Origin of the sequence: Maridesulfovibrio sp., from assembly GCF_963678865.1 — a bacterium.
In the GTDB taxonomy this organism is placed as follows: domain Bacteria; phylum Desulfobacterota; class Desulfovibrionia; order Desulfovibrionales; family Desulfovibrionaceae; genus Maridesulfovibrio.
This window is the reverse complement of record NZ_OY787459.1, coordinates 2,473,315-2,497,711: the sequence shown is the minus strand read 5'-3', so window position 1 is coordinate 2,497,711 and position 24,397 is coordinate 2,473,315. Positions and strand designations below refer to the sequence as shown.

Below are 24,397 nucleotides of genomic sequence, written 5' to 3'. Positions count from 1 at the left end.
AAAGACCGTAATATCTCATGAGATTTTACGGTCTTTTTACAGGTGCACTTTTTAAAATTGCTTGCCTGCAGATTTGTTAAGGGGATGAGATCCGGGGAGAGCATTAAAGTTCAGATACAAACATAATCTCAGCCTGATCCTGTCGCAGGTGCAGGCGCAAGCCTTCTTTGGTCATAATGATTATTCTGGCTTCGGTGGTCATGCCGATGGACCGTGCCGGCTCCACTGTTTCAAGTGTAACTGTGGCGCCGGGCCTGATGCCGATGGAAGCTATTGATTGGGCAGCCCTCGGGCCGCCGAGGATGTTTTTTACCTCAAAGGGACGGCCTTTACCGCAAGTCGCCAGTTGGCAGGGGGTTTTATCGCACTCCCCCCAGAGTTTTGCGGCCATTCCTTCGGTCAGGCTGGTCCTTTTGCCGTCGACCACGGTCTTGTATTCCATGGGGGGCAGGCAGCGGATCAGTTCAATGTCATCGCCTTCGGATATTCCGAGAATTTTGAGGCTTTTTTCAAGGTATGACCCCGCGGTCAGTCCTTCAATGTGTCCTTTTTCGCCGGGATTCATTTCAAAAACCGGGGTTTTGTGACCGTCATCGTGATGGACGATTATTTTCGAAGCCATCCCCGCGGCCAGTAGGACTTCGCCTTGCGGTCCTTTGATGCGGACCGGGTGCTGGACCGAGTCCTCGGACATAATTTCCAGTTCTGAACCTATGTGCAGTCCCATGCGTTCAAATCTTGTTTTGAGCGAATCGCTGCTGATTCCCCTTAGTATCAGGGGTTTTTCTTGTGGTGCTTTATCAAGTGTCAGGGACATTAGTTGATCTCCTTTGCTGACTCTGGATCTTTTGGCCCTGCGGAAGAGGTTTTCATGGCCGCATAGCCGAGTATGCCTACGGTGCTGAGGTTATGAGTCATGGCGGCGGCGAGGGTCGATATTTTGCCCATCCCGGCCAACAGCAGGGTGGCAGAGTTGATGACCACTGCGGACCATAGGCAGTTGCTCAAGGTCTCGCGGTTGGTAATCGCGATGCGGTGGGCTTCCACAAGGGTTCTCATGTCTTCATTAAGCATGACCACCTGAGCTGATTCGCGGGCAAGGTCTGCTCCTGAGGGCATGCAGATGCCCACATCTGCGCAGACAAGGGCCGGGGTGTCGTTGACCCCGTCTCCGGCAAAGGCCACTCTGGACCCGCCTTCCTTGAGCTCTTTGACGATATTCGCTTTGTCTTCGGGCTTGAGTTCCCAGTGTACTGCGTCCACAGGAGGCAGTTGGGCAGCAAGGGCCAATGCCGTGGAGCGGTGGTCCCCGGTCAGTATCTCAATTCGTTTGATCCCGGAGGCTTTGAATGCTTCGAGGGCCTCAAGGGCTTCGGGACGCAGTTCATCGCGCATGGCAATAACGCCGATCAGTTCTTCACCCATGGCTACAAAGAGAAGATTCTTTCCAGCATTGCGCAACTGGCGGGCTTTTTTTTCTATATAGGAGCAGTCAACATGTTCGTCTTCTTCAACAAAATGCTGGCTGCCTACAAGAACACGTTTACCATCCACATAAGCGGAAACACCGTGGGCTACGATGAAGTCGACTCCGCTTACGGCCGGCAGGGCTATTCCTCGGTTCTTTGCTTCGTTTACCACCGCTTTTGCAACCGGGTGTCCGTAATGTTCTTCAGCTCCGGCGGCAATGGAAAGCAATTCCTTCTCTTCATAAAGGGGCATGGGGACAATGTCGGTGACAATGAGTTTTCCCTTGGTCAGGGTTCCGGTTTTGTCAAAGACAATGGTGTCTATTGCCGCGAGGTTGTCAAGGGCCTGTCCGCCCTTCAGCAGAACACCGCACTGGCTGGCAGTGTACATGGAAGTACGGGTGGCAACCGGGGTGGAGAGTTTTATGGCGCAGGAGTAGTCTACAGTCAGGACCGATGCAGCGCGGGCGGCATCCCCGGTCAATGCGTATACACCTAGTCCGGCCCCGAAAGTCAGGGGGACCAGTTTGTCGGCCAGCTCGGCTGATTTGATCTGGCTTTTTGACTGTGAACGCAGGGAGTTTTCCAGATAGCGGTTGATGCGGGCCATGCCTGTTTCAGCTCCGACCTTATCAGCCCTGATTTTCAGGGTACCTTCTTCAACCACTGCGCCGGATAGAGTGGAATCTCCTGTTTGGAGGTGGACGGGAAAGGATTCACCGGTAATGGAGCTCTGGTTGACTGAACCGTCGCCTTCAACAATGGTCCCTTCAATGGGAATGAGTTCCCCGGCACCGCAGACAACAATGTCACCTACTTGCAGATCGTTGAAGTCTATTTCTATTTCACGGCCGTCTTTTTCTATCCATATTTTTCCTACCTGAGGTTTGAGCAGGGTCTTGAGCAAGCCGGTTGATTTCTGTTCAGATTGATCCTCAAGGTATTCGCCGAGGCTGAGCAGGGCGCCCACGGAGTTGGAGGTGAAGTAATCTCCGCGTAAGAGGGAGAGTGCTTTGACTGTTCCATCCAGCACTTCGATTTTGACCCCGCGGGAGAAAAGGGTTTCAAGCCCGTTCACTATACCGGGAATTCCCAGTATCCAGCTTGTTGCCGCTTGCACAGGCAGGGGCAGGAAAGGGGTTGCAGCAGCCGCAGCCGTACGCGCTCCCACTTCAAGCAGGTCTACTCCGTGTTCTTTTTCAGCGCCTTTAAGGAAAGCTTCCTTGGGAATAAAGTCCAGTGCGGCCAGAATGGAAGAACGAACTTCGCGGGTTCCATCATACTCCACGGCAACGGAAAAGGCCGGGCCGTTGATACGGACCGATTTTACTCCCGGCAGGGATTCCACACCGGCCTGCAGATAGTTGAGGTCCAGATCCGGAGCAAGCAGAATCAGCGACTTAAGCCTGATCCGTTTAGGCAGTTCATGGACAATTTCAAAACGTTTTTTTCTGTTCGGAGTTCCGATCATCTGGCGATCCTCTGCGGTCTTTTGGAAACCGCCCAATGCAAAGCTGTGAATCCGACAAAAGCAAAAGAGGCCCAGAGGTGCAGCGGTTTCGCCCCTTTGAACTTAAGCACACCGGAAGCAACTGAGGCTCCAAGCGTGGCAACCATTCCCACCTTGGCAGCTGTCTTGGTTTTACTGGGAGTGAGGGGACAGTCCTTGCACTGACGGAATGGCTTTTGGTCTTTGCTTTTAATCAAAGCATTTTTTTCAGGTAAAGCGTTCATCGTAATAACCCTCAGGGAATTAAATGCAATTTGATGTGCTTCGCGTTTTTTGATCAATATTTCTAAGGCCGCTTAAAGGCGCTAGTTGCGAAGCATATTAAATATTTTGAAGGGTTGGGGGCTGGGGAAGGGGAACTTTTTCAAAAATTTCCCTTCCCCAAATGCCGGAGGCAAACCTATGAAGACTGCGCTTCGGCTTTGATGTCCTGAATTTTTTCTTTTGCTTCTTCGATGCCGCCCTGAACAGCGGACCATGATTTGACTACCCCGGAAACAACAGCTTTCTGGACTTTGGGATTGGAAGCGACCAGTGCCACACCTGCGCCGACAAGAAATCCTTTCAGGTAGCGGGAATCAGTAAAATTGACCCAGCTTTTTACTGATGTTTCCTTCTGTGCAGGTTCCACCTGCTGCAAGGAATCAACCCGCTGTTGCTCGGTAAGCTGCGGGTCCTGATAATTGTATACGTAGTCGTTGTTGTAATCCTGACTCATTCTTTACTCCTTTTCTGCTGATTCTTTAGCTGTCTGTGCGGCCATGTATTCTTGTTCGGCCTTGAGATCTTCCATACGTTCCTTTTCTTCTGCGGACATTTCTTCCTTGCCGCCGGAAGTGAAGATGGACCTTACGGTCTTGCTGGTGCAGGCAAAAGTTATGCCCGCCCCCACAAGCAGGCCTTTCCAGAACCCGTCGTCAATGCCGTTGAAAAAACTGAGAAAACTTGCAGGATCTGCTTTGCCTTCCGCAGTGTCTTTAACAAGGTCTACAAAATGTTTAATTTGTTCTTCGGATGTGTTGGGTGCCACTGCCGGGGCCTGCTGCACAGGTTGTTGTGCCGGCTGTTGAGGTACTTGTTGCAACGGCTGCTGGTAGGTTTGTCCGTATACGGTTTGTCCATACACAGGCTGTCCGTAATAGACTGGTTGCCCGTATACCTGCTGTTGCGGAACCTGCTGCATAGGCTGCTGGTATGCCGGTTGTTGCATTGGCTGTTGCGGGACCTGCTGCATAGGTTGCTGATATGCCGGTTGTTGCATTGGCTGTTGCGGAACCTGCTGCATAGGTTGCTGGTAAACCGGCTGCTGTACCGGTTGTTGTGGCATCTGCTGTATGGGTTGCTGTCCGCCAACGTCAGCAGCTTGCACGTACCCGGAAACCGGAGCTCCCTGATAAGGGTCACCGGGGGTGGTGTATGAAAAATGAGGCTGCCCCTGATCCGGCCCCATCACCGGCTGGGAAGTATTGGGCTGCTGCGGTGCAGTGTGTTCTGCTTCGGAATGACTTGTTTCAGTGCTCATGTCTGGCTCCTGTAATTGTGTTTCAGGGGGTTGGTTATGAAGCGTTTTTCATCAGTCTTCCGTAGAGGTCGCTGATGATCTGTGCTTTTTTTTCTTTGTCCGTCCCCTGAATTAGTTCTTCTATTAATTCAGGGCGGATATCATCGGGGTCGTACTCAATTACCACTGACCTGGCGGACATGTTTACTCTGGCATCCTTGATAGCGTCGGGCATTTCGGAGTGTTCCTTCATGGCCGCAAGTGCTGCCGGTCTGGTTAAAATGAGCGGGCTGAATTTTACCCTGATCCGGCCCGGTATGTGGTGGGCCACGTCAAGGTACTTTTCCAGCTCAACAATTTTGTGGAAGTTCATGGATTTTGCCTTTTTCGATTTTGATTGATTCGGGGGAATGCAGGAGCAGCCTTGAAGAGTTGGCTATTACTCCCATAGTATGAAGAATGTGCAGGAGTCCGGCCATTACCGGGGAAAGGTACCCGGTGGCACCCATAATTACTCCCGCTATATTTGATCCTGTCGCCAGCCAGAAGTTCTGATAGGCGATTCTTGTAGTGTCCTGACTAAGTTGCTGTACATACATCAGCCCTTTGAGGTCATCATCCACAAGAGCAATGTCCGCAGCCTCCACTGCAACTTCAGCGCCGCCGGTTCCCATGGCTACGCCGACATCGGCCTGAGCAAGAGCCAGAGCATCGTTAATGCCATCACCAATCATCATGACTTTGCCCCCTTCTGACTGAAGGTTACGGACAAGTGTGGCTTTTTCTTCGGGCATGGCCGATGCGTGAATTTCCGGGATACCGAGGGTCTGCGCAAGGTTGTTGGCTGTTGCGGGTTCATCACCGGTAACGAGGACGGTGCGAGTCACTCCGCCTGCTTCAAGGGAAGCAAGGGTGATTGCAGATTCCTGGCGGATGGTATTGGCAAAAGCCAGCAAGCCTATTGGCTCTTTGTCTTTGACCACGTACAGTACGGTAAGCCCCTTGCGTTTAAGGCTAGAAACCTGCCTGCTCAAGTTGCCGATGCGCACATCGAATTGCTCGGTAAGCTTTTTGTTTCCGACCAGAATTTCAGTGGAATGGTTCTCATTTTCAGTGAGTTCGGCGCGCATGCCTTTGCCTAAGAAATATTCACAGACATTGTGGGGCAGGGGAGCCAGTTTTCGGGTTTCTGCTTCATGCTTGATGGCTTGCGCCAGCGGGTGATGGTTGTGGGTTTCAACGGAAAGGGCATAAGTCAACAGCTCTTCTTCCGTTATCTCACCGGCAACGTGTAAATGCTCAAGGCTGGGTTCACTACCGGTCAGGGTTCCGGTTTTGTCAAAGCAGGCGACATCACAGCGGCCTACTTCTTCAAGATATCTGCCTCCTTTGATCAGGATATTGTTTTTTGCTGCGGTGCTTATGGCCGCACTGATAGGCGTGGAAGCGGAAAGGACCGTAGCGCAAGGGCAGGCCATGACCAGAAGCACGGTGAATGCCCGCCACGGGTCAAGAGTCAGGGCTAATGTTCCTACGGTGCAGACAAAGCCTATTTTGACCAGTCTGACAGAAAGTTTGTCAGCTGTGGTTTCAATGTCGGTCTTATTTTCAAGAGAGTCCTCTACTTTGTGAAGGATACGGGCCAGATAGGTTTTATCCCCCACTTCCTCGGCCTTGACGTATATAACTCCTTCGCGGACGAATGTTCCGGCAAATACCTGATCATCCTGCTGCTTGTGAATAAAGTCCGCTCGCCCGGTGATTGGTGCTTCGTTGATCAGCCCCTGTCCATCCACAATGGAGCCGTCTACGCAGATTTTTTCACCGGTGTGCAGGACTACCACGTCACCTTTCTGCAGGTCACTTATTTCGGTTTCCACCTCAACCCCGTCCTTAAGTACAAAGGTGTGGTGAGTTGTATTATCGAGAATGCTGGAAATCGCACGGCGGGAGCGTTCGGTGATCCATGCTGTCAGCAGTTCCGCTCCCGCATTAATCCATAGGATTTCAAAGGCGGTCATGGCTTCCCCGGCAATTACAGCAGCTACAATACCTCCGGCGAGGATGCCCTCAAGTCCGAATTTTTTTTCACGCAGCTTGCTTACGGCCTCTTTGACCAGTGGGGCTGCCGCAAGCACTGTCAAGAAACCCAACGGGCTGAACAGGGTCTGGGCAACTGTGATTCCCAGCAGGGATTCGCTGATCAACACAGCCCCGCCCACTGCCGACACAAATGAAAAGTATCGCAGGGCCGACTTCACCTGCGGACATCCGCATTCATTTTTTTGTTTGATAGGACATATTTCAGCCGTATTTATGGCTACCAGTTCCCTGACTGTCTCGAAGATCATTTCAGGTGTAATATCATGCGGATTGTAGCGGATAACCAATGTTGCGCACTTGTGGTTTGTCCGTGTCCGGCTGACTCCGTTAACCCGCTGCATGCTGCGTTCAATAGTGCTGCAAAGGAGTTTGTCTCGTTTTAGCTTCGGTACACGGACCCGCAGCCTACCCGGTATGGAGTGTTTGATACTTGCGTATTTTTTTTCTGTTTTCACGTGAAGGTCCTGTTTTTACTTATTTCTATAATCTGGACATCCGGTGAAATTGAAACTGAATTTCAATCCACAGAAAGTGGAAATACAAATGTGCAATCTGTTTGTCAACGTAAATTTCAATTTGTCCCGATATCTTCTGTTGCTCACAGGGCCTGCATTTGTCCAGAAATACAGGCCCGGTGAGCTCCATCTACAAATAATTGCGGCTATGAGGCTATTTTGAGCTTGTTGCTGCTTTTGTTGTCAAGCGGAGTGGGAACCGCCTTGTCCCAGAGTATTTTTGCCCCGGTGGCAACTACAGTGAAGCCGAGCAGTCCAGCCAACCCGCCAAGTCCAAGGACTCCTGTTGCTGCGATGCCCGCTGCGGTGGCAAGTCCGGTGCCTGCAGATTCTTTGGCTACGGTTTTTACGGCCTCGTAACTGGTTATCCGGCCTTCATTTACGGCTATGGTTGATCGGACTGCCGCAACAGTTCCGCCTACCAGCGCTCCGGTAGCAGCTGCTGAAGCGGTCACAACCGGAAGAATTCGGGTTGTTGTAGGTGTGGTCATGTGTTCCTCCTGAGTTTAAACGGGATCCGTCTTTTAGTTTGTGTTTTATTGTTAAGATAATTGCCGGGGATTTTAATTTTTTGAAAGCAATACGATTGAGTTTCAATTGCAGATTATTTTTGGTGTAAGTGAGCACTTAGTGCTTGACAATCATTATCACTTGAGAATAGTCGTCAGTTTCATTATCACAAAATCCACAACGGAGGAAAGGATGTCAAGTCCGCAAACAACATTTCTTGAATTTCTGAATAAGAACAATATGGCCGCCACTGAACAGCGCCGCATTGTCCTTGAAGTTTTTCTCGGAACCAAGGGGCATCACTCTTGTGAAGAACTGTATGTTCATGTCAGCAAGCGAGATCCTTCAATCAGCCCGGCTACAGTCTACCGGACCATCAAGCTTTTGGCAGAGAGCGGGATCGCAGAGTCGCTTGATTTCGGTGATGGAGTGACGCGTTTTGAATGCCGCCACAACAGAGATCACCATGATCATCTTGTCTGCATTCGCTGCAATCGCAGGATTGAGGTCATGGAAGATCGTATTGAATATCTGCAGGAAAAGCTGGCCAGCAAATACGGATTTTCAGTCAAGAGGCATAAAATGGTGCTTTATGGTATTTGCCCGGATTGCCGCAAACAATAGTTTGCATAAGCAATTCGTTTTCAATTGCAGGGTTTGGTTCTGTGTTGTCATAGATGTATTTTGTGTCTAAAACGGCTGCGTGAAAGAGCAGTAGGAGGAATTGAGCATGAGTTTGAATCTGGGAAGAGTGTTGCTGGTTTCCGCAGCAGCAACAGTCGCAGGGGCGGCTGTATACGCGGTGTATAAAGCTGGCGGGGTAAGGCCTGCCGTGACCAAAGTGGTTAAAGGCGGGGTAAAAGCCGGAAGCTGGGCAACAAAGCAGTACTCCGCTGCAAAAGACGAAGTCGGACGCCTTGTTGATGAGGCAAAGGCCGATATGGCAGGTTAAGGGGCTATAGTTGCCGGGAAATTTCTCTGTGCCGGGCGGGGCTGATAACTTTGTTCCGTCCGGTATTTTTTGCGAAATATAAAGCTCTGTCTGCAGTAGCGATTAAAGCATCGGCTTCTGCTTCAGGGTCATCCGCCTGACGGCAGAGTTTGGAAATTCCGATACTAAGACTTGCTCTGCCGATCTTCATTTCCGCGAATTTGGCCCGGATTCGCTCAGCAATCTGTTCGCAGCGGGTTGAGTCCACGCCGACAAGTATCGCCCCGAATTCGTCACCGCCGAAGCGGAATGGAAAGTCTGTGCCGTTACGCACGGAGGAGGTTATAATCTGGCCTAGATTAGCCAGCAGCCTGTCTCCTTCCTGATGACCGAAACGGTCATTCACTTCTTTGAAATGATCGCAGTCAATGAGCATCAGGTGGAGTTGTGTTTTGCAGGAAATACAGCGGGAGCATGTTTCCACAAGTTTTAGTTCAAAAAAACGTTTATTGAACAGCCCGGTAAGATGGTCGGTGTAGGAGAGCAGGTTGAGCCTTTCCTTATCCCTGCGGGTCTTGACCAGTGACTGGGTTAATTTTTGTTCCCGTTTGGAAACCGAATGGGCAAGCCAGTTTAAATTATGCTGCAAGCGGGTCAGTTCGTCTGTTGCTACTGCGCTCTTGTGGGGTAAAAGCTCTAGGCGCTGGTCAAGTTTACCTTGTTTTAGTCTGACGCAAAAACTATTCATTTTGCGCAGTTCCCGGTTGACCAGAAAATTTTCAAGCCATCTGGCCATGGGCATGCATAAGGCAATACACAGACTGAAGTGCAGGCAGAGAAGCATGGCCAGATCGGATTGATCTGTAAATTCGGCAGCGATCAGTATGGTTCCGGCGGGTAAAACTAAAAGCAGCAGAATTGTAGCTACTGAGCGCGTGGCAAGTCTGCTTGTTCCTAGTTGTCTGTTAATGATTAAGGGTAATATTTTAAAACCACTTTTCATATAGTTGATCAATGTAGCCTCCCCGGTATGGATTGATATCGTATCTTCTGCTGTCTGCTGAAACTGTTTCTGCCGGCTCATGGAAAAGGGCAGTATTCTTTTTACCTCAGACTTCTTTCGCTTAATGAAAACGAAAGTCAATATCAAGTAAAAAGTTCTTTGAGAATACTAACACAGCATGAATTTCTATTTCGCTCGTGTACTGGAAAGGTATAGATTATTGAAAATAAATTAAAGACGGCACGTCTTCTAAGGTCATCTATTTATTGTAGTTGAAAGGAATTATTATTTCTTGTTGACAACAAAATGTTAGCTATATAGTAATTGATTCCGAATCTCATTTTCATAATCGTTTAGAAAAAAAAGAGGCAGCTAGCAATGTTCAACAAATTTGATTTCTTTAACCGCGAGGTTTTTTCCGGAAGGAGAAAGGGACGTGGTTCTGGCGGAAGAAAGCAAGGCAGGGCCTGCCCCATGCGGGGAAAGAGTCTGCTCGATATTCCCGTGGGTGGGGTAGGCGTAATTCGCAGACACTTTTCGGAAGGAGCTGTCAGGCAGAGACTGCTTGATCTGGGATTCGTTCCCGGTAGAAAAATTGAAGTGATTCGGGTCGCCACACTTGGCTGCCCTATTGAATTAAGGGTAGCCGGTTACTGCGTGACCCTGCGGCGGACCGAGGCTTACCAGATTGAGGTGGAAGATGAGCGCTGATGATAAACGTATGATGAAAGATAATTTTCTCATCGCACTTGCGGGGCAACAGAATGCCGGTAAATCTACAACATACAACATGCTTACCGGGGCCAACCAGCATGTCGCTAACTACCCCGGAGTAACAGTTGATAAAAAGGTCGGCAGTTACCGTGAGGGCAAAGTCCGTTATGAAGTTGTGGACCTGCCCGGAACTTACAGTCTGACATCCTTTTCCCTTGAGGAGAGGGTTTCCCGTGAATTCCTGCTTGAAGAAAAGCCGGATGTAGTGGTCAATGTTATGGACGCGACATGTCTGCGTCGCAGCCTGTATTTTACCTTTCAGGTTCTGGAGATGAATTTTCCGGTTACCGTAGCCTTGAACATGATGGATGTTGCTGAAAGTCAGGGCATATCTGTTGATTTGAAAGAATTGACTTCCCGGCTCGGAGTGGATGTTGTTGCTACCGTAGGGCGCAAAGGCAAAGGTAAGCAGGCTCTAAAGGCAGCTATCCGCAAGTCTGTAAAACAGGATTCTTATTCCCGTCCGGTGGCCATCGATTATAATGATCTGGAAGTTCATATCCAGGCTCTTGAAGATATGTTGGCAGGGGATGCAAGCCTTGGAGTTCTTTATCCCTTGCGCTGGCTGGCAATTAAGTTGCTGGAAAATGACACTGAAGCCAGACGGATTGTTGAATCCAAACATGCTGAAGGTAAGTTGATTGTTGAAGATGCTCTGAGCCGCAGGCTTGATTTTGAAAACGAATCCGGTGTGGACACCGGCGATTATATCGTGACCTGCCGAGACCGGTTGGCCGGTGAAATTGTGGAAGCCTGCGTCAGCAAAGAAGATGACAGCAGGCAACCTGTATCGGAAAGGATTGATCGCTGGGTTCTCAACCGGGCATTGGCTCCTTTCTTTCTGCTGGCAACAGTTTATATCATATATGAACTTTCCATAGTTCAGGGTTATGAACTGACCAAATATACGTGGCCCATCCTTGCCAAGTTCAGGGATATTGTGGCCAATTTTCTACCTTCTGCAGGGTTGATAGAGGATTCACTGCTTCGCTCCATGGCTTTATGGATGGTGGACAGTGCAAACACTTTGCTGAACTATGTTCCTATTTTCTTCATTCTTTTTGCCTTAATAGCCATTCTTGAGGATTCAGGATACATGGCCAGAATAGCCTTTATTCTGGATCGCATATTCCACAGCTTCGGCTTGCACGGGCAATCGACTCTGCCGTTTATTCTGGGTGGAGTTTTTGCCGGGGGCTGCGCTGTGCCGGGAATCATGTCGACCAAAGGTATCCCCGATGAAAGGTCAAGGCTGGCAACAATCCTGACCGTGCCGTTTATGAATTGCCTGGCCAAGATTCCGCTCTACACCCTGCTGGTGAATATTTATTTTGCGGAGCACAAGTCCTGGGCGATGTTCTTTATCTCGACCATTACCATCATTATGGCCCTGATTATTGCCAAGCTGTTAACCTCCACCGTTCTCAAGGGGCGTGAAACAGCACCGTTTATCATGGAAATGCCCAACTACCACGCGCCTACTTTTTTTGGTGTGGTCCAGCGTTCCCTTGAAAGAACCTGGGAATACATCAAAAAGGTCGGATCGATTGTTGTCGCGGTTTCATTATGCGTTTTCTCCCTGCTCCAGTTTCCCGGACTGAGCAATGAGCGTATGGATTATTATAAAGATGAGATGACCAAAGCCGTGGCAGTATATGATGCAAAGATTGCCGCTAATCCCTATGCCGGAATTGCTTCCGGAGAGAATATGCTTCCCCTGCTCAATATGTACGATGACTACAAGCGCGCCCGCATGAATTCTTCAGGAAAAGAGGGGGCAGCACGGGTGGACAGTTCCTTCAAGGAAGCTAACCCGGATATGTTTGTGCTGCTTAAGCCCCGTGGTGATAAAGAAGCCAAATCGGTAAATAGTGCTCTGCGCAAACTCTCGTCCAAAAGGAAATCCCTGCGTCGCAAAATCAAGGAAGAAAAGATCAAAACATCCTTCTTCGGTATGATCGGGCGTACACTTGAGCCGGTAACCCGGTACGCAGGTTTTGACTGGAAAGTTAATATCGCCCTGATCAGTTCTTTTGCCGCCCGTGAATCATCCGTGGCAACCATGGGTGTGCTCTATCAGCAGGGGGCAGATGACAACCAGACCCTTGAACAAAGAATGGATAATGAAAGCAAACATAATGGAATGAATTCACTCCATGCCCTTGCGGTAATTCTGTTCTTTGCCCTTTATCCTCCATGTCTTGCGGCTACCATTATGGTCAAAGTGCAGACCGGATCATGGAAATGGATGCTTTTTGCCATCTTTTTTCCCACAGCAGTTGGTTTCGGTGTGGCCTCCACGGTATTCACCCTGGGGAATGCCATTGGTGCAAGCGGCATAACCATGATGAAAGGATTTTATTTAGTGGCTTTTGGCGTTGCCTTGTTCATAGCTCTTGTCCATAAATTTTCTTCGGATAAGGTTGCAGCGTCATACATATATCAACCTGAATAACTAATTAATATTTAAGGAGAAAGATATGAAAAGCAAATTTGCAAAACTAGTCGTGGCTGGTGGGCTGATTGCTCTATCCGCTACTTCCGCTCTGGCCCATTCCCCTCTTTGCAGTTGTTTTGATAACGGTGATGGTACCGTGCTCTGCGAGGGAGGATTCTCTGACGGTTCTTCTGCTTCTGGTGTAAAGATGTACGTCCGTGATGATTCCGGTACCGTTGTCCTTAAGGGAGCAATGAATGAGAATAGCGAATTTGAGTTCAAAAAGCCCGCAGGCCATTACTCTGTGACTTTTGATGGTGGTGAAGGTCATTCCATCGAAATCGATGGCTCTGATATAGTTGAATAATCAGCAGTAGTATAAACCTTTTCTTTAATTGAAAAGAAGAGTCAAAATCATAATCAGGAGAAGTGATATGAAGATGAAAATTATTTTTCTTAACTTGTTGTTAGTGGTAGCCATGGCAGTTCCTGCTTCAGCCCATTTCCAGATGGTTTACACCCCGGAAATTGCAAAGAGTAAAGGGGCAGAAACCCAGTTTAAACTGGTTTTTACCCATCCATTTGAAGCAGGTCACACCATGAAAATGGGCATGCCGGAAGAATTTTACATGCTGCACCAGAAAGGTGAAGAGGGCAAAACCAAAAAATATGACCTCAAAAAGCTGCTTAAGCCCATTACCTGGACCAGCCTGACCAATTCCGGCGAAGCTTATGAAGCAACCTTGCCTAAGAAAATTGTACGTTCCATGGGCGACTACACTCTGGTGCTTGTTCCCGCTCCTTACTATGAGGGTGAAGAAGACATTTATATTCAGCAGATTACCAAGACTTACATGAATGTCGGTGGTCTGCCCGGCAACTGGGCTGCTCCCGCAGGCTTGAAAACCGAATGGGTTCCCCTTGTGAAGCCCTATGCCATGTGGACCGGCATGACCTTCAAGGCTCAACTCCTTGCCAACGGCAAGCCCATTCCCAATGCTGATGTTGAAGTGGAATACATGAATCATGAGCCGGACATGAAAAACAATTCGTTCAAAAAAGAAGAAAAGGCCCACGCTCCCCATGATGCCTTCGTAACCATGGGTGTTAAAACCGATGATCAGGGTTATATCACATTCGCTGTTCCCAAAGCCGGATGGTGGGGTTTCTGCGCACTGGGTTCCGGCCCTGACAAAGAGTACAAAGGTAAAGAACTCTCTCAGGATGCTGTAATCTGGATCAAAGCCGTGGACATGTAGTCCGGATTTTTGGATAGAGTATGGAAAAGGCCCCGCAGAAGCGATTCTGCGGGGCCTGCTTTTTAACTGGCAACGCGCTCTTGATAAGAAGATTTTGTCCTCTAAGAGCCGTTTGAGGCTATATCTAATCTGTATCCCGGTCCCGCAGACCTATAAGATAGAGAATTGAATCCAGCCCGAAATGGGAAATGGACTGGCGGGCATCCTGTTTGACTTTGGGCTTGGCGTGGAAGGCTATTCCCAGACCGGCGATGGAGAGCATGGGCAGGTCGTTGGCGCCGTCGCCGACCGCAATGGATTGCTGCAGGCTGATCTGTTCTTTCTCCGCTATTTTGCGCAGCAGCTCCGCTTTTTTGGCACCGTCCACAATATCACCGATAACCCCGCCGGTCAGTTTGCCGTCTTTTATTTCAAGGCGGTTGGCGTAGACGTAATCCACACCAAGTTTCTCCTGCAGTTTTTCGCCGAAGTAGGTGAATCCACCGGAAATAATGGCTGTCTTGTAGCCGAACTTCTTCAGGTTGGTTATGAGTCGCTCGGCACCTTCGGTAATGGGTAATTTCCGGGCGATTCCTTCCATCACTGATTCGTCGAGCCCTTTAAGGGTCGCCAGCCGCTGGCGCAGGCTTTCCTTGAAATCGATCTCCCCACGCATGGCAGACTCGGTAATTCTGCTTACTGTATCACCTGAACCGGCAGCTTTGGCCAGTTCGTCAATGACTTCGGTCTGAATGAGGGTGGAGTCCATGTCAAAGGCCACCAGCCTTCTGTTTCTGCGGAAAACGTTGTCTTCCTGCAGGGCAATATCCACTTGGTCCTGCGCGGCCATTTCCAGAAAATTGGAGCGCATGCGGTCCAGATCTTCGGGTACTCCGCGAATGGAGAATTCTACACAGGCATGTCGCGGTGCAGGTTCTCCGTTCATGGGGATGCGACCGGAAAGACGGTGGATCATATCTATATTCAATCCATTGTCTGCAATGATCTGCGTAATGCGTGAAATATGTGATCCGGTAATTTTATCACCCACCAGAGTGACAATGTGTCTGGGTTTACCTTGAGCGTTGACCCAGTCCATATATTGGTCTGCCTCAATGGGTTTGAACTTGACGGTGACACCCAGCTCGTACCCTTTGAACATGATGTCCTTGAGCACAGGAGCGGACTCAGCTTCGCGCGGGATTCTGATCAGTATCCCCAGCACAAGCTGATTGTGGATTACAGACTGGCCGATGTCCAGAATATCAATTCCGTAACCCGCCAGAACCCCGGTAAGGGAGGATGTAAGGCCGGGTTTGTCCTCGCCGGATATTTGAATGAGTATTATTTCGGGCATGGTAATTTCCCTGAAGTAGTTTTGATGGCGGACTGTCGCATAAAATGAACCCGCAGTAAACATGACTAAAAGGGCAAAAAAATATCTTCATGCTTGCTCCTTTTCACTGGGGGCCGTATGATAGGTGAAAGTCCCTTTCTATATTGAACACCGGATAGATGCCATGAGTAGTGAAAAGAAAAGCGCAGATGTGTCTTCGTACGAGCCGGAAGGCCCGCTGGGAGAAGGTTTCCACCTTTCTGCCGCACCAGGGCCTGAAAAAATGCTTAATATCCAGCGGCGTATCCATGAAAAAATGGAAGATTATAAAGATTACAGTTTTTCCGCAACGGAAAAGCGGGCGCTGATGATTTTCTTTGATCTTGCACAGGAGTTTGATTCTCTTGAAGATTTTTTTGCAGTCTGTACAGCCGTACCCAGATCGCTTTTTGATTTGGACTGCAGGCTTTATCTTGCGATGGGTCCGGATGATTTTATCACTGTAGGACGTACGGAAAACCGTGCTCCGGTATGCAGCTCAGTACCCCTTGAAAAGGTGCTTAATGCCGGGCATCTCTTTATTCCTATCCGGGGAAATATTGAACTGGTTGACCAGCTTCCTTTTAAGCCTGCCGGAGATGTCATCGGCTGTTTTGAATTTTACAAGCTTGAGAAGCTTTCCGATCACCAGTCGCTGTTTTTTGAGAAATTCGTCAACCGGGTCGGTTTTCAGCTGCACAGCAAACTCCTGCGCCGCAAGGGCCAGGAACATCTGGATTTTGTCCGCAATCTGGTAAAGGATGTCGGGCATAACGTCATTGTCCCCAATATGTATTTCAAATTGTTTTATAATCGGCTGCGTGACCGGATTGAAAATATCCGGCAACTGCGTAGTGAGGTTTACAGGAAGTCAGTAGACGAAGTCAGTCACGACCTTGACCTTTTGTATAACGGTCTGGTTCTCCAGTTTAATGAAATTCACAGGCATTATGAGCAGACCAGCCTGTTTCTTGAAACCTTGTTGCGCAGGCAGCATTTTGAAGAAGGGCGTTATATAGTTGAAAAGCGGCCCTGCAATCTGCTTAAGAAAATTATTGAACCGCAACTGGAACGCTACCGCTCAAGGTTCGAAGACCGAGGTATCCGGCTGGATATAAGTATGGGGGGAGTGCCGGACCGTGAGGTGCGCATTGTTGCCGATGTAGGCTTGATTTCGCAGGTTTATGCCAATCTTTTTTCCAACGCAGTGAAATATACCCGTGAAGAAAGCATGTGCGACGGACGTCGGGATAAGTTTGCAGCTTACGGCTGGGAGGTTGTGGAGAATTATTTCAGAAATGGCTGGAACGGGCTTAAGCTGAATGTTTTTACCACCGGCCCTCATCTATCCGAAGAGGATCGGGATAAACTTTTTCAGCCCGGCTTCCGCAGTGACAATGTGGGTAATGAATACGGTTCCGGGCATGGGTTGTTTTTTGTCCGGCAGGTTGTGGAGCTGCACGGGGGAGAAGTGGGTTACGAACCGCAGGACGGTGGGAACAATTTTTATTTTATCCTCCCTCTGGGCGAGGGCTGATATCTGTGTTGTCTATTTATAATTGCGACTGTGTCTTTAAAGGTGTTCTCCGCAACATAATAGGTCTTACGTATACTGCTTTGCTATATTTTGTTTGCTATAAAATGTGTGAGTTAATATAAATTGCAATTGTACTATCTCTTCTGCAGGTATGATTGATTTATCTTTATGGTTTTACATTCTCTGTAGCCTGTAGTAGCAGGCGTTATTTTAAAGTTTTGCTAGTTTATAAATTTCGTGATAGCAGAGTGTAAAATTGGTATTAGAATAGCCGATTGAGTGCAAAAAAAACGATCTGTTTTATAAGGGTTATTTTACTTCGTATGATTATTAGATGTTTTTATTTTGTTTGCATAGGAGGTAGGCGTGTCAAAGTGGTTTGATGAAAGCTTGGAGAGAATCAAGAAGGCTACCGGAACAAGAACTCAGGTTCAGCTTGCCGAAATTTTGAATATTCGACAGTCAAGTATTTCTGACGCGAAGCGCAGAAGCTCTATACCAGCGGAATGGTTTATAAAATTATACAGGACTCATGGCCTGAACCCGGAATGGCTTTCCGACGGAATCGAACCCGTTTATCTTAAGCCGGGCAAGGGAAAAATAGCCGCTGACCAGATCTTGAGCGAGACAACCGCCCAGTATGGACAAGTGCAGTCCCGGGGCAGAATCGTGCCGGTTTCATCCATGGCTGGCGAGGACGCAGGGGCCGATATCTGGAAGCCTCAGCAGGTTTCAGAACTTAATATCCCTGAAACCTACTACCGCTCATCCTTGGTAGTCCTCAGGGCTGAAGGTTCTTCTATGGAGCCCTCGGTGCGCCGGGATGCGTTCGTAGGTGTTGATGACTCCCAGAAAAGGCTTATGGCTGGCGATATTTACGCTATCCATGTCCCGCATCAGGGGGTTGTTATCCGCAGGGTTTTCTTTGATCCCGAGAACTCCAGATTCATTCTCCGTCCCGATGATTCACAGCATCCTGAACAGTATATCCCGGTCGAAAACCATGAGAAACACGTGGTCGGACGGGTTGTCTGGGTCATGCAGGAATTGTAGTCAGACGGTTTAAAAATCATCTTCTGCGGCGTAGCTGCAAAAAAGACAGAAACTTGCGCATCTATACACGCTTTGTTTCTGTTTTTTTTTGCGACTTGTATCTGGCGCTTTATCAGCAGCATGGCAGAAGGGTGAGGTTGGAGAACGACATTTGTTAAACAATGATACATTTTTCACTAGACTTGATTTAGTTTTCTACTGCCCATATCAATATGCTGTACCCAAAATTCTTCCTAAATCAGTCTACATATAATCTGTGAGGAAAAAATGAAGAAAATAACAGCCCCGGACATCACCGCCCTTAAGGGACAGCGTAAAATTTCCATGGTAACCGCTTACGATTATCCTTCCGGGCAGATTGTGGATGCTGCGGAAGTGGATATGATCTTGGTAGGGGATTCATTGGGCATGGTCGTGCTTGGTTATGAAGATACCCTTTCCGTTACCATGGACGATATGCTGCATCATGCGGCTGCTGTTTCGCGCGGGGCAAAAAGAGCGCTCATTGTCGGCGACCTTCCGTTCATGTCCTACCAGCCTTCTGTGCAGGCGGCAGTGGAGAATGCAGGTAAATTTTTAAGCCGGACCGGTGCGCGGGCGGTTAAGCTTGAAGGTGGCTTTCCTTTTCTGGAGCATGTACGGGCTATTGTAGATTCCGGTGTCCCGGTACAGGGTCATATAGGGTTGACTCCGCAACACGTAGCCCGCTTTGGTGGATTCAAGGCACAGGGCAAGAATGCCCGTTCTGCAGCTGCCCTTGTGGATGAAGCGTTGGCTCTTGAGGCTGCAGGGTGTTTTTCCATTGTTCTGGAAGCGGTTCCACATGAGGTCGCTCAGGAAGTTACCCGCCGGGTTTCGGTTCCCACCATAGGTATCGGAGCCGGTCCTGATACGGATGGGCAGGTGCTGGTATACCACGACATTCTCGGACTTTTTGACCGTTTTGTACCTAAGTTTGTAAAAAAATTCGCTCAGTTGCGTGGTGAGAGCATTGAAGCGGTCAAACGATACATAACTGAAGTCGATAACGGGTCTTTCCCGGCTGAAGATAATTTCAGCCGTATGGATGCGGAAGAGCTTAAGCAGTTTAAATCCTTGCTGCAGGGAAAAGTGTAGTCACGGGCGTGGTTTTTTCTGGCCCATAAAGCTATTCAAGTATACTTTTATTGCATAACCAACCAATTCTGGAGGAAGCGATGGCTGTTTCTATTTTTGATCTCGGACTATCCGTTGAAGCGAATTCTCTCTTTCTGCTGATCGAAGGTATGCAGGGTAGCAAGATTGATCCTGAAAAAAATTGTAAGGCTGCTGCTACCGATATCACCTACGCGGCCTGTCTGGCAAAATGGAGCGGCGAGGAAAATGATTTTCTGGTCGCCATGAAGGAACTCATAGATGCCGGAGTCCTTGCCGAGGAAGATTCCGTATTCAGAATTCTAGCTGTTGATAATTGGAAGAAAAAGTAGGTTAAATTGTCTTTAGATCTTCTCTGGAGTGGATTGGGCTGGCCCCTGATCCGGCTTTTGCTGTTCATCAGTCTTGGGCTGCTGGTAGGTAACGTTGTTGAAGGATTGCGCTGGACACGCGCTATGGGACGGATTGCCACCCCCATGATCAGGGCCGGCCGGCTCAAGGATATAAGCGGGGCCAGTTTTGCTCTGGCCTTTTTTTCGGGGGTTGCTGCCAACTCCATGCTTTCCGAGGCTTACGAAAAGGGTGAAATTAATGACCGGGAACTGGTTATTTCCAACCTTTTCAACAGTCTGCCTACCTATTTTCTGCATATGCCCACGGTCTTTTTTATTGCCGCTCCGTTCATCGGCAATGTGGCTTTTATTTATGTGGGATTGACTTTGATTGCAGCGATTATACGTACCGGAGCCATTGTGCTCTGGGGGCGTTTTTCCCTTCCTGCCGATGCCGGCTGCGGAGATGTTGCTGAGCGGTTAAAGGGTCATGAAGCTAAGTCTTTCCGTGATGTTTTGGATAAAGCCCTGAAGCGTCTCAAGCGCAGGCTCCCAAAGGTTATTTACCTGACTATTCCTATATACACGGCTTTTTTCTTTCTCCGGCATTACGGCGTGTTCACATCTTTTGAAGCATATCTCAGCGAACATCTGGGCTTTCTTGCGTGGTTGGATCCGCATGTCTTCGGGATCATAGCTTTCAGCCTTGCCGCTGAATTTACCGCCGGACTCGCAGCCGCAGGTTCGCTGCTCGGTTCCGGAGCCATCGATCCCCGGGGAATCGTGCTGGCACTGGTTATCGGCAATCTGCTGTCAACTCCGGTGCGCGCCCTGCGCCATCAGCTCCCATACTATGCCGGAATTTTCAGGGGCAGGATGGCTCTGAAACTTATCGTCTACAATCAGTGCTTGCGTGCGGCCAGCCTTGTGTTGGTGGGGGCGGTTTATTTTGTGCTGACCATGTAATCTGCTATTCATCCTGCGCTTCTGCATAGTATGAAGTCCGGTTACGTCCCTGTTGCTTACTTTTGTAGAGGGCTTTATCCGCAAGCTGGACCAATTGTTGCGGAGAAGTATCTGCATCCGGTGTGATTGCCGCCACCCCTATGCTGGCAGTGACAATGCCTTTGTCTGTTGTGTGGGGGACATGTTTTTTTTCTATGTGCATGCGGATGTTTTCGGCAATGGCAATTCCTCCGGGTAAATCAGTAGAGGGCAGGATGAGTGCGAATTCTTCTCCTCCGTATCGGGCGCAGATGTCGGAACTGCGTCCTGCTCCGGTGCGGATGCTTTGGGCGATACTCTGCAGACAGGTATCGCCGCTTTGGTGTCCGTAGGTATCGTTGTAAGATTTGAAATGGTCTACATCAATCATCATCAGGCAGATCTGCTCCTTGCTGCGCTGCATTCTTTTCCATTCCCGCTCAAGGGACAGATCAAAGTATCTTCTGTTGTATAATCCAGTGAGTTCATCCATCTGGGATAATAGTTTCAGTTTGCGGTTTGCGTTCTTAAGTTCTTTAGTCCTTTCAGTTACGATTTCCTCCAGTCCTTCTTTGAGTTTTTGTTCTGCTTCAAGAGCACGGTTCTGGGCTAATTCCTTGTCCCGGTTAAGTTCATTAATGCGGTCGGCAAGGGCCAGACTCAGCAGGATGATTTCAAATACCGATGCAATTCGCCATGCATAACGGCTTATAAATGTACTGGGGATGATGTTCAGGTACATATCCATAAAGATGACGGCTGCTCCGAGCAGAACAAGCAGCCATGCAGCAAGAAAGTATCTGGCGCGCATGAAACCTCGTTTTAAAAATAAAGCTGCACAGAATAATACAGATGGAATTGAAACAACCCAGACCAGTCGTACCGGTGTTTTGTATTCGGCAAGAGGAAGAATGCAGATCATTATGATGTTGATAAGGCTCCATGCGGCTATGAACATAAACCACAGGTGAAGCCTCGGAGCATTCCGCCGGCAGTTGAAAAACCAGCTGGTAAAAAGGACCATGGTCAGCCATGTCCCTGCATTGGCAACTCGAGCACCGGTCAACTGGTCAAAGGTTTGCAGCGACAAACCGGACATATGCCATAATCCGTCAATAAATATCCATAGGGAACAGAAAATGAGTGCGTAAAGAACGTATAGCAGGCGACTGAAATCCTTTAGCGAGCTGAAAAGAAAAATGTTGTAGGCGATAGCCACAATGAATGCCGCGTAAAACATGCCCAGAAGCAGGTATTCCACAGGCAGTCCGGCCAGAAAATGATCCCGGTCAAGGATCGTCAATGATGTTTCAAGGATGGCATTGGTTTTGAGGCGCAGGTATAAGGTTTCGGTGCCCTGCGGCCCCAGTTGAAAACTAAAGCAGGGTTTTCTATGAAAAAAATCCCTTTCCTCAATAGGGTACATGTCTCCGGTTGTTTTACGGGAGTATCCTCCTGTACTGTTCGGGATGAATAATGTTGCAGAATTAATGGTCGAGGTGCCAAGTTCGAGTACAAGATCCCTTACAGAGTTTTCAGGATTGTGGAGGGTGAATTTTACCCAACATGCACTGTCGGTTACCCCGACATTCAAAGTCCTGCCTGCAGAAGGCTTGTACTCTGAGTCTGTTTCTGCTGAGAGAATTTGTTCCAAAGACATTTGTCCGGAATTATCAATTAAATATGAAAAATGATTTTCCAGAGGGTAAGACTTGTCATTGCCGATAAGGTTCAGGGGCGTATCCGCGAAAACTGAACTTGGTGCGGCAATGGAAAATATTAATATCAGAATAAAAATAACTGTTTTGCGTGCAGTCATAGGGAGTCTCGATAGCAAGAGTGCTGATTGATTGTATATGTAAGTGCTGTTTAGTCAAAGAAAATAAGCAATAAGTGTTTACAGATTGTCAGTATAAAAAAACGGTGAAGCAGCAGGAAAGCCGCTTCACCGTTATCTATTGGGTCATTTTACTTGAATTTACTGCTTGAAAGTACATTCTGAATTGCTGCAGGAAATGGTTCCGAGGGTTTTTCCGGCAGAATTTTTGAGAACGCATTTTTTGTATGCATATCCGCTTGCAGCGTAGTAGTCGGTGAGCAACCTGAAGAGCTTGCGGTTTGCGGAAACAGATTTACCGTCTAGGGCTTCATTGGTGATTGTTGCGTAAAGGGTGTTGCCCCGGTTGCTGCTCTTGCTGATTAATTTTTCTCCAGAAACAGTTCTCAAGTTGAGCAAGCGCTGCAGGCCCTGTTCTTTGGCTTCGTAGGCGGCCAGTTTATTAGTGTACAGAGCGGAGTGGGGAGCCAGTTTATTCAGTGCCTTGTAGCCGTTGATGTTCAGCTGTAATTGGTATCCGGGCAGGGATTGAACATGGCGCATGAGCAGCTCTTCTTCATTGGAGTTCAGGATTTTCTGATATTCAGCCGGACAACTTGTCTGCCTGTTGTCCAGATCTGCAGAATAAGCGATGACGCACATTTTTTTGTCCGGGCGCGGGCTTTCCTGGGCTACTTTATCTATGAAGGCCTCAGCCGTTTTGAGCGGGCTGTCTTTATCAACCACAAAGAGATAGAAATCTCTTTTTATTTTTAAATCACTGATTGTCTTATCGCCGGGAAACTGTTTAAGGCAACGGGAAATGAATTCAGATCTGGTTTTAACCAGCTCAGCCCTTTGGGTATAATGTTCTACACGGGCTTTGTAGTAGTTGTTTTTCGGGTCCAGTTCGGAAAGCTTTTCATATCCTTTCAGGTTCTCTTCAACCTGAACCGGACTGAGTTTGTAAACGTAATCATAAAGCAGCCTGGCCACATCCTTAATGGGCATGGATGCTGAAGAAGCGCTTTTTACCTGTTCAAAGTCACTGTTCATGATTGCTACGGCAGTGTCTGAGAAATTACATCCGCCTGAGTTGTTTATCCGCAGCTTGTTGATCTGCGAAACCGCACTGACGGTTTGTTTTTTACTCCCCTCTTTGAGGATGGCAAGAAAGCCGTTATCGCTTGCGATTACGGTATCTACACCGGAAATATTTTCGAGTTCGGCTTTAAAGATATCAGAGCAGTTCCCCTGTGCAAAAGCGGGAAGTGTTGAAAATATGAAAATGAGCAGTGAGGTGAGAATAAATCTGGCTTTCATGGCGGTCCTGATCCTTTCCGGTAGCAGATGTTTACCTGCGATAAAACAGTTAGAGTACTCCGAGTTCCTGAAATTTGAGATAAATTTCACGGCTTACCCAGGCGTCGGTGGCAGCGTAGGTGATCTGTTGCGGAGTCAGTTCCTTGCGCCCCCAGTTTGAGCACTGCACGCCCTTGGAGATTCGGAATCCGAGCAGGTTGGCGGCCAGATTGCGCAGTCCGTTGGTCTGCATTTCAAGTGATCTAGCAAGATCCCCAAGGTCTACGAATCCTTTGCCGTCAAAGGGAGAAACATCGCGTAGCTCTTTGACATCATTGATAACCGCCACCCCGGTTTTGATTATATCGGCAGAGGACAGAAGTTCCTTAATATGGTCTGAAAGGGAAATATGATTGAGATGCAGAAGGTAGACACAATCGTCGGTCGCCAACTGGATCAGTGAAGGGGGGTAGGATACCCCTTTACGGAAGACAGGGCGGGTTTCAGTATCGAAGCCGAGCAGTCGGCAACGGCTTAATTCCTCGATGGCAAACGGAACGTCATCTTCCCGGTCAATGAGCTTGATCGGTCCTTCATATTGGCGAAGGGGCAGCTCGTTGATTTCGTCTTTTGTAAACTTTTTCTTATATTGTTCAGGTATTTGCATAAAATAATAAGCCCGGTAGTAATTAACTCCCCTGCTAGGGGAAACAAAGAATTCCTACCGGCCCGTGATGCTTCAGGTGGTCAGCTCCCTGAAAAATCACGGGCGGGCAGGACGAATGGTATCCCTTTTGGATATTAGCCAAACAGCCCTTCGTCAACCCCCAGACCGTTTATAAGCTCCATCTGCTGTGTAAGATGAATTGCCTG

At 48.5% G+C, this 24,397-nt stretch carries 24 protein-coding genes; 11 read left to right on the top strand and 13 right to left on the bottom strand.

The window, feature by feature from the left end; all coding sequences use genetic code 11:
• Positions 1 to 103 precede the first annotated feature (103 nt).
• From ACKU41_RS11435 to ACKU41_RS11400, 8 genes are all read right to left on the bottom strand, one after another.
• The gene (locus ACKU41_RS11435; protein ID WP_321400874.1) at positions 104 to 817 is read right to left on the bottom strand and encodes a FeoA family protein; all 714 of its coding nucleotides are present in this window, start codon (positions 815 to 817) and stop codon (positions 104 to 106) included.
• Entirely contained in the window at positions 817 to 2,940 is a 2,124-nt protein-coding gene (locus ACKU41_RS11430; RefSeq protein WP_321400872.1) for a heavy metal translocating P-type ATPase, read from the bottom strand. The genes ACKU41_RS11435 and ACKU41_RS11430 overlap by 1 nt, the downstream gene beginning before the upstream one ends.
• Complete coding sequence (locus tag ACKU41_RS11425) at positions 2,937 to 3,203, bottom strand: hypothetical protein (protein ID WP_321400870.1); 267 nt, start codon at positions 3,201 to 3,203, stop codon at positions 2,937 to 2,939. The genes ACKU41_RS11430 and ACKU41_RS11425 overlap by 4 nt, the downstream gene beginning before the upstream one ends.
• Positions 3,204 to 3,379: 176 nt before the next feature.
• Complete coding sequence (locus ACKU41_RS11420; protein ID WP_319777498.1) at positions 3,380 to 3,697, bottom strand: YtxH domain-containing protein; 318 nt, start codon at positions 3,695 to 3,697, stop codon at positions 3,380 to 3,382.
• 3 nt (positions 3,698 to 3,700) lie between these two features.
• A complete protein-coding gene (locus ACKU41_RS11415) occupies positions 3,701 to 4,501 on the bottom strand; it encodes a hypothetical protein (RefSeq protein ID WP_321400868.1) in 801 nt (266 codons plus the stop codon).
• A 34-nt stretch (positions 4,502 to 4,535) separates the two neighbouring features.
• Entirely contained in the window at positions 4,536 to 4,853 is a 318-nt protein-coding gene (locus ACKU41_RS11410; RefSeq protein ID WP_321400865.1) for an HMA2 domain-containing protein, read from the bottom strand.
• Positions 4,831 to 7,038, bottom strand: a complete 2,208-nt coding sequence (locus tag ACKU41_RS11405) for a cation-translocating P-type ATPase (protein ID WP_321400863.1) — start codon at positions 7,036 to 7,038, stop codon at positions 4,831 to 4,833. The genes ACKU41_RS11410 and ACKU41_RS11405 overlap by 23 nt, the downstream gene beginning before the upstream one ends.
• 206 nt (positions 7,039 to 7,244) lie before the next feature.
• A complete protein-coding gene (locus ACKU41_RS11400; RefSeq protein ID WP_319777494.1) occupies positions 7,245 to 7,589 on the bottom strand; it encodes a hypothetical protein in 345 nt (114 codons plus the stop codon).
• Between the two features lie 211 nt (positions 7,590 to 7,800).
• Between ACKU41_RS11400 and ACKU41_RS11395 the strand changes: the two genes are divergently transcribed.
• Together ACKU41_RS11395 and ACKU41_RS11390 are read left to right on the top strand one after the other, a co-directional pair.
• Entirely contained in the window at positions 7,801 to 8,232 is a 432-nt protein-coding gene (locus ACKU41_RS11395; RefSeq protein WP_319777493.1) for a transcriptional repressor, read from the top strand.
• A 106-nt stretch (positions 8,233 to 8,338) separates the two neighbouring features.
• Positions 8,339 to 8,560, top strand: a complete 222-nt coding sequence (locus ACKU41_RS11390; RefSeq protein ID WP_319777492.1) for a hypothetical protein — start codon at positions 8,339 to 8,341, stop codon at positions 8,558 to 8,560.
• 4 nt (positions 8,561 to 8,564) lie between these two features.
• Here the strand turns inward: ACKU41_RS11390 and ACKU41_RS11385 are convergent, their stop codons facing one another.
• Positions 8,565 to 9,623, bottom strand: coding sequence for a GGDEF domain-containing protein (locus ACKU41_RS11385; protein WP_319777491.1), 1,059 nt, complete (start codon positions 9,621 to 9,623; stop codon positions 8,565 to 8,567).
• 297 nt (positions 9,624 to 9,920) lie between these two features.
• Here ACKU41_RS11385 and ACKU41_RS11380 point away from each other — a divergent pair, with 297 nt between their 5' ends.
• The 4 genes from ACKU41_RS11380 to ACKU41_RS11365 all read left to right on the top strand — a co-directional run bounded on the left by ACKU41_RS11380 (position 9,921) and on the right by ACKU41_RS11365 (position 14,012).
• Complete coding sequence (locus ACKU41_RS11380; protein WP_319777490.1) at positions 9,921 to 10,253, top strand: FeoA family protein; 333 nt, start codon at positions 9,921 to 9,923, stop codon at positions 10,251 to 10,253.
• Positions 10,243 to 12,771 (top strand): ferrous iron transport protein B, encoded by a 2,529-nt coding sequence (gene feoB, locus ACKU41_RS11375; protein ID WP_321400858.1) that lies wholly within the window; start codon positions 10,243 to 10,245, stop codon positions 12,769 to 12,771. Before ACKU41_RS11380 ends, feoB begins: the two co-directional genes overlap by 11 nt.
• Positions 12,772 to 12,796: 25 nt before the next feature.
• On the top strand, positions 12,797 to 13,120 hold the full coding sequence (locus ACKU41_RS11370; protein ID WP_321400856.1) for a hypothetical protein: 324 nt from the start codon (positions 12,797 to 12,799) through the stop codon (positions 13,118 to 13,120).
• Positions 13,121 to 13,187: 67 nt separating this feature from the next.
• On the top strand, positions 13,188 to 14,012 hold the full coding sequence (locus tag ACKU41_RS11365; RefSeq protein WP_321400854.1) for a DUF4198 domain-containing protein: 825 nt from the start codon (positions 13,188 to 13,190) through the stop codon (positions 14,010 to 14,012).
• A gap of 124 nt (positions 14,013 to 14,136) precedes the next feature.
• Here ACKU41_RS11365 and serB read toward each other — a convergent pair whose 3' ends face one another.
• Positions 14,137 to 15,348 carry a phosphoserine phosphatase SerB gene (serB, locus tag ACKU41_RS11360; protein ID WP_321400852.1) on the bottom strand — a complete coding sequence of 404 codons (1,212 nt, stop codon included), beginning with the start codon at positions 15,346 to 15,348 and terminating at the stop codon, positions 14,137 to 14,139.
• Positions 15,349 to 15,511: 163 nt separating this feature from the next.
• Between serB and ACKU41_RS11355 the strand changes: the two genes are divergently transcribed.
• From ACKU41_RS11355 to ACKU41_RS11335, 5 genes are all read left to right on the top strand, one after another.
• The gene (locus tag ACKU41_RS11355; RefSeq protein ID WP_319777485.1) at positions 15,512 to 16,903 is read left to right on the top strand and encodes a HAMP domain-containing sensor histidine kinase; all 1,392 of its coding nucleotides are present in this window, start codon (positions 15,512 to 15,514) and stop codon (positions 16,901 to 16,903) included.
• 366 nt (positions 16,904 to 17,269) lie between these two features.
• Positions 17,270 to 17,956 carry a S24 family peptidase gene (locus ACKU41_RS11350; RefSeq protein ID WP_319777484.1) on the top strand — a complete coding sequence of 229 codons (687 nt, stop codon included), beginning with the start codon at positions 17,270 to 17,272 and terminating at the stop codon, positions 17,954 to 17,956.
• A 267-nt stretch (positions 17,957 to 18,223) separates the two neighbouring features.
• Positions 18,224 to 19,072, top strand: coding sequence for a 3-methyl-2-oxobutanoate hydroxymethyltransferase (gene panB, locus ACKU41_RS11345; protein ID WP_319777483.1), 849 nt, complete (start codon positions 18,224 to 18,226; stop codon positions 19,070 to 19,072).
• 80 nt (positions 19,073 to 19,152) lie between these two features.
• On the top strand, positions 19,153 to 19,422 hold the full coding sequence (locus ACKU41_RS11340; RefSeq protein ID WP_319777482.1) for a hypothetical protein: 270 nt from the start codon (positions 19,153 to 19,155) through the stop codon (positions 19,420 to 19,422).
• 6 nt (positions 19,423 to 19,428) lie between these two features.
• Positions 19,429 to 20,388, top strand: coding sequence for a hypothetical protein (locus tag ACKU41_RS11335; RefSeq protein ID WP_319777481.1), 960 nt, complete (start codon positions 19,429 to 19,431; stop codon positions 20,386 to 20,388).
• Positions 20,389 to 20,392: 4 nt separating this feature from the next.
• On the opposite strand, the gene ACKU41_RS11330 is transcribed toward ACKU41_RS11335, so the two are convergent.
• The 3 genes from ACKU41_RS11330 to ACKU41_RS11320 form a co-directional block, all read right to left on the bottom strand.
• Complete coding sequence (locus tag ACKU41_RS11330; RefSeq protein WP_321400847.1) at positions 20,393 to 22,225, bottom strand: diguanylate cyclase; 1,833 nt, start codon at positions 22,223 to 22,225, stop codon at positions 20,393 to 20,395.
• Positions 22,226 to 22,384: 159 nt separating this feature from the next.
• Positions 22,385 to 23,545, bottom strand: a complete 1,161-nt coding sequence (locus tag ACKU41_RS11325; protein WP_321400845.1) for a hypothetical protein — start codon at positions 23,543 to 23,545, stop codon at positions 22,385 to 22,387.
• A 49-nt stretch (positions 23,546 to 23,594) separates the two neighbouring features.
• The gene (locus ACKU41_RS11320; RefSeq protein WP_319777478.1) at positions 23,595 to 24,191 is read right to left on the bottom strand and encodes a 3'-5' exonuclease; all 597 of its coding nucleotides are present in this window, start codon (positions 24,189 to 24,191) and stop codon (positions 23,595 to 23,597) included.
• Between the last annotated feature and the right edge of the window lie 206 nt (positions 24,192 to 24,397).